Source organism: Verrucomicrobiota bacterium, assembly GCA_019247695.1.
Taxonomy (GTDB): Bacteria; Verrucomicrobiota; Verrucomicrobiia; order Chthoniobacterales; family JAFAMB01; genus JAFBAP01.
Map to the genome: position 1 here is coordinate 1 of JAFBAP010000182.1, position 4,459 is coordinate 4,459.

General features: G+C 59.8%; 2 protein-coding genes. One reads left to right on the top strand and one right to left on the bottom strand.

Annotated elements, in window-relative coordinates; translation table 11 throughout:
- Positions 1-267: 267 nt before the first annotated feature.
- Positions 268-1,569, bottom strand: a complete 1,302-nt coding sequence (locus JO015_21185; protein ID MBW0001618.1) for a family 1 glycosylhydrolase — start codon at positions 1,567-1,569, stop codon at positions 268-270.
- A gap of 79 nt (positions 1,570-1,648) precedes the next feature.
- On the opposite strand from JO015_21185, the gene JO015_21190 reads away from it, so the two are divergent.
- Complete coding sequence (locus JO015_21190; GenBank protein ID MBW0001619.1) at positions 1,649-2,881, top strand: SpoIIE family protein phosphatase; 1,233 nt, start codon at positions 1,649-1,651, stop codon at positions 2,879-2,881.
- Positions 2,882-4,459 lie beyond the last annotated feature (1,578 nt).

The following is a 4,459-nucleotide window of genomic DNA, read 5'->3' on the forward strand; positions in this document are numbered from 1 at the left end:
AGGTGGAACCGCTCGATTCCGGCTTTGGTTCGTCAGGCACCTGAGGCGGAGGCGGCGTCTGTTTCAGGGCGGCAGCGGCCTTAACCCGTTGATCCTTGATAAAGCGCGCCTTCCGGCGCCGGTTATTTCTGCGGCCTTGGTAATCTCCCATACAGTTGCTGATTCTGTAGCACTCAGCTTCCGACCCGTATAGGGCGTTTTTCGATGACGAAATGGCGGTTTCACCGCCGGAACCATGGATTCCATTCCCGGCGCGCGCGCGCGGGTTCACCCTATCTGCGAGAGCGGCTCGCCTTCCTGAAGGTTTTCCGGGGGCGTTTCGCCGGCAGGAAAGCCGGCGCGCCCGAAGCCTTCGCCCGGCGTCTGCAGCGGCACCGTCAGGCACAGGCTTTGGGTGGGCAACACATCGCGCCAACTTGCAATCAGTTGCCGGTAAGTTTCGCCTACCGGCCGGATATTGCGGTCAAGGTCGAACAGCCCGACCGGATTAACGTTGCCTCGATCCTCGCGCAAAGCACTGTCCCAGTCCACCTGGTCCGTAATCGAGTACCAGGTGAACCCGACGATGGGAACGCCGTCATTGCGCAGGCGCAGCACGTTGGCCCATTCTTTCCAGAGCCATTGGACCGCTTCGTCGCCTTGTGGTCCCTGGCTGATGTTGGTCTCGGTGTGCATCACCGGGAGCCGGTAGCGCCGGTAGTATTGGCGCGTGATTTCGCAGTAACCGAAAACTTCGCCGGACGGGCGGGTACTGCCGTCGTGCGCCACGCGATGCTCGTTGGTCACATAATAGTCGTTTCCGAGGATGCAATAATGCCGGAGGTTATGTTTCAGGAAAAAATGGTATTCGTCGCGGGTCATCCCGTTATCCATGAGGAACTCATACATCCCGCTGTCGACGCGCCGGCCGTAATTGAGGTCGAGAGAAAGGAAGCGCTTGGCGTTCAGGATTTCCGCCGGCTTGATGGCCTGCGGATTTTCGGCATGGAAATACTCGCTCGACTCGCTCTGGATGAAGAGCGCGTCGGGCTTTACCTTGAGAATGGCGTGCATCGCGAGCACGTTGGCTTTGACGATGTGTTTGAGCGCGGTGACGAATGAGCGATCATCGGCCAACTGTTCGTTCCACCAGCCGTAGCGGGCGGAGAAGAGCGCGCAGATAAACATTTCGTTTACCGGCGTGTAGAGCTGGATCCAAGGGAAACGCCGGGCAAACGCGCCCGCGTACTGCGCGAACTGGGCGGGGAAATCGGGGTTCTGGAAGTCACCGATCCAGTCCGGCACGCCAAAGTGGCAGAGATCGACGATCGGGGTGATCCCGCATCGGTAGAGTTCGGTGAACGTTTCATAGGCAAAGGCCCAATCGTAGCGGTCCGGCCCGAGGTGGGTGCGGTACAGCGGCGGACCGTAACGCAGGAAGCGGATACCGAGCTGCCGCACGCACTCGAAATCGTCGCGCCAGCACGCGTAGTGGCCGCATCTGGCCATCTCGTCCACGCGCACGCGGCCATTCTTAATCGTCGGATTACTGTTCTCGACGCCGGTTGCGAACAAAAAGGCTGGGGTCATCGTCTACGATTCCACGTGATCATTTCGCGCCGGCAAGGTAAGGTCGCCCGAAGCTGCCCCAAAATCCATTCCCCGTGATATGGACGATATCGCACTCGGCCAGGACCTTTTCCGATTTCTTCTCGAGAATACCCCAGACCAGATTTATTTCAAAGACACCCAAGGCCGGTTCATCTGCGTCAGCCGGGCGGTTGCCGAGTTCATGGGCGCAAGGGATGCCGACGACCTCATCGGTAAAAGCGACTTTGAGTTCTGGTCGGAACAGACGGCCCGAGGCACGGCGGAAGATGAGCGGCGCATCATGGAGACCGGGCAACCGCTCATCGGTAAAATCGAGCGGCTCGTCCACCCGGACGGCCAGGTAACCTGGGATTACACGACCAAACTGCCTCTGAGGAATTCCCGGGGTGAAGTCATCGGCATTGCCGGCATCAACAGGGACTTCACGGCCGTTAAGAAATTGCAGGACGCGTTGGAGGAAGAACGAAACCGGCTGCGGATGCTGACGGCCGAACTTGAAGCCAGGAATGCGCAGCTTGAAGCCGATCTCCGCATGGCGCGCGAGGTTCAGCTCGCCCTTTTGCCGCGTGAGTTCCCGACCGTCAACGGGTACGGCGTGTCCGGTCACCCTCCTTTCAGTTTCGCGCACTATTATCGGCCGGCAGCGGCGGTCGGGGGCGATTTTTTCGACGTTTTTCCGCTGTCACAGAACCGGGCCGGCGTCTTTATCTGTGATGTGATGGGGCACGGTCTGCGGGCGGCGCTCATTACCGCCATCATCCGAACTTTGCTTGAGGAACTGCGACCGGTCATGCTCAATGCCTCGCGTTTTCTCAGCGCGTTGAACCTGCGCCTTCGCGCCATCCTCGAACGGGTCGAGGAGCCTTTTGTCGCGACGGCCTTCTACATGATCCTCGACGCGGCAAGTGAGGAAGTGCAGTTTGCCAACGCCGCACACCCGATTCCGGTGCGGATCCATCGGTCCGCGGGCACGGCTGAACTGATCACCAAAGAAAGGCTAAAGATGGGACCGGCATTGGGCCTGTTTGACGAGGTCACGTACCCGGTGTTCACCTGTCCTTTCGAGCAAAACCACTCGATCGTGCTCTTCACCGACGGGCTTTATGAGGTGGAATCCCTCGACGGAAAAGAGTTTGGACGCAACGCTCTGATCAGCAGCTTGCAGCGCTTCGCTACGTTCCCGGCCGAACAACTGTTTTCAGCTCTCGTAGAGGACGTTTGCCGATTTTCCTCCAGGCAGGACTTTGAGGACGACGTCTGTATCGTCGTGGTGGAGCGATCCGGCAGCTGACAACCGTTTGTACCGGCCCCGTTTGGGTCCAGTTCAACCCGCCTGACCGCATCGGTTGCGGTTCGCATCAGGAACCGGTCGAGCATTCGATTGAACTCGGAAGGATTATCCAGATTTGCCAGGTGACCCGCCCGCGGGACGATCCGGTATTCGGCGTGCGGAAGCTCGTGTTGCAGGAGCCGCGCCTGGCGCAGGATCAGCGGGCTGTCGCTGGCACCGTTGATCAACAACGCAGGACCGGTGAACCCGTTAAGGCGACCCCCGCGGAACGCCAGCACGGACCGGTAAACTTTGATCATTTCCTCACCGGGCACGCCCGCCGACGCCCGGCCCGCGTACAATTTGCCGGCCAGGGTCTGGCTGACCCAGCCCCCTTGGCCGCTCAGGCGGTTAAGCCAGTGGTTTAATGCACAAAAGTTCGCGGCGCCCAACGTCCGAATCGCCGAAGGGGTCACGACGCCGACGACGGCATTCAGAAGCATTTCAACGGTGCCGGCAAAGGTGGAGAAGGCCGTGTCGCACAAGACCAGGGACCGCACCCGTTGGGGATACAACTCCGTGAACGTTTGCGCGATCATCCCGCCCAGGGAAAGCCCGCATAACGTCACCTCGCCCAGGCGCAACGCATCCAGCAGGGCCCGCAGATCCCGGGCGAAAAGAGACGTCGTGTAGTCAATCTCCGAGCTGGGGCCGGTTTGGCCGTGACCACGCAGGTCGTAGCTGACGCACAGGTTGGTTGCGCCAAAGTAATCGAGCTGCGGACGCCACAAAAACGAGTTGAGCAAAGCGCCATGGATAAAGATGATCGGCTCACCCGAACCGGCAACCTGCACAAAAGTTCGCACCCCATTGGCCCAAACGTACCGCGTCTCAATCATTCCTGTTCAGAATGCCACGAACGCCATGACCCGAGGAATGCCGCAGACGGGCAGTGGGAATGGGCACCACGAATTCCACAACCGAAAAAACTGTTACAAATAAAGAAGGTCGGGGTTCGGTCACACGGCGGCCGCAGCGGGTTTGGCGGGCACAACGACTGAGTTCACACGGCGAACACGGCGAGCCACGGCGAACACGGCGGAAAGAGGGGGAAGGGAAAAGAGTTCGGAGTTCGGAGCGGCAGCATGGGGGGTGCGAGTGTCAACCTTAGAGTTACCGCCAGGTTCCCTTAATCTGTGTAATCTGTGGATGTTTTCTCTTTTCTGCGTTCTTCTGCGTGTTCTGCGGATGATTCGGTTTTCCCGCCGGGTGAGCGCGACCTTCGGGGAAGATCGGACCTGGTTCGACGACGCCTCTGAGCTCCGAACTCCGAACTCCGAACTCTTTTCCCTTCCCCCTCTTTCCGCCGTGGTCGCCGTGGCTCGCCGTGTTCGCCGTGTGAACTCAGTCGTTGTGCCCGCCAAACCCGCTGCGGCCGCCGTGTGACCGTGTGAACTCAGTCGTTGTGCCCGCCATGTGACCAAAAATCCCTTGCGAACCGCCTGCCGGCAGGACTAGCGTAACCGGCGCTGCCTTCCCCCTTTTTCACCAAGCCATCAGAATGGATGTGGATGTCCCGGCGCGGCAAAAGGGTGACGT